1 protein-coding gene is annotated in these 1,256 nt (G+C 59.1%); it reads right to left on the bottom strand.

Annotation, left to right across the window (positions count from 1 at the left end; all coding sequences use genetic code 11):
• Positions 1 to 63: 63 nt before the first annotated feature.
• Positions 64 to 1,190 (bottom strand): IS3 family transposase gene (locus RBB32_RS21285; RefSeq protein WP_371931096.1). Its coding sequence is split into 2 segments (ribosomal slippage): positions 64 to 920 and positions 920 to 1,190, totalling 1,128 coding nucleotides; the frame shifts between segments, so codons are not numbered across the junction.
• Positions 1,191 to 1,256 lie beyond the last annotated feature (66 nt).

Raw genomic sequence — 1,256 nt, 5'->3', positions numbered from 1 at the left:
CTGAAGTGGTCCTATCATTTCGGACAGGTTTGCAGCGTTTCTAAGGTGTATCGGGTTTAGGTTTCATGCTGCTTTTTGCTTTTCCAAGCCTGCCCAATATGCGTCGTCTGGCGTCCGCCGATCAAGCCCGGAATGGGGCCGCTTGGTGTTGTAGAAGGCCATCCAGTCCTTAACGACGCGCCGCGCCTGGAAGCCGTCGGTGATTTCCTCAAGGTAGATGGCCTCTTGTTTCAGGCTTCGCCAGAGGCGCTCGATGAAGATGTTGTCGAGGTAACGGCCGCGCCCATCCATCGAGATGCGCACGCCTGCCTCGGTCAACGTCGCGATCCAGGCTGATCCCGTGAACTGCGACCCTTGATCCGTATTCATGATCTCCGGTGGGCCGTGTTTCGCGATGGCCTCGTTCAGAGCCTCGACACAGAAGTCGGCATGCATCGTGTTCGACAGCCGCCAGCTGAGCACCTTGCGCGTGGCCCAATCCATGATGGCAAGCAGATACAGGAAGCCGTTCTTGACAGGCACGAAGGTGATATCCGCACACCAGACCTGGTTGGGTCGGTCGATCTGCATTTTCCTCAGCAGATACGGATAAACCGGGTGCTGCGGATGCCGCTGGCTGGTTCTGGGGCGCTTGTAGATTGCCTCCAGCCCCATCTTCGCCATCAGTCGGCGCACGCGATGGCGGCCCACGACGGTGCCTTCCCGGCGCAGATAGGCCGCGATCTGGCGTGACCCGAAGAACGGATACTTCGTGAACACGCGGTCAATCTCTTTCATCATCGCCAGCGTCTCGGCATCAACACCGACCGGCGTGTAGTAGAACGCCGACCGGCTCAGGTTCACCAGCTTGCATTGCCGGCTGATGCTCAGTTCGGGATGGTCGCGCTGGACCATCGACCGTTTCTTTGCCGGGCTCACCTCTTGAGCCCTTCCGACAAAAAATCGTTCTCCACCGCCAGCCTCCCGATCTTGGCGTGAAGCTCCTTGACTTCGGCTTCGGTCGGGCCGCTTTGCTTGCCGCCCGAGAATACGTCCGCCATGCCCTCGATGGCCTGCCGCTTCCACGTGCTGACCTGGTTAGGGTGCAGCTGATGCTTCGCCGCGATCTCCTGCACGGTCTTGTCGCCACGCAGCGCTTCCAACGCCACCTTGGCTTTAAACTGGTCTGTAAAGTTCCGGCGCTTCGCCATTCTCGTATCCCTTCAAAGGTTTGGGATACACCTTAGCCGACTGTCCGGATTCCTGGGACCACTTCA

The sequence above is a fragment of the Roseovarius sp. MMSF_3281 genome (assembly GCF_030733685.1).
Taxonomy (GTDB): domain Bacteria; phylum Pseudomonadota; class Alphaproteobacteria; order Rhodobacterales; family Rhodobacteraceae; genus Roseovarius.
This window is presented reverse-complemented; position numbering and strand designations above follow the sequence as displayed.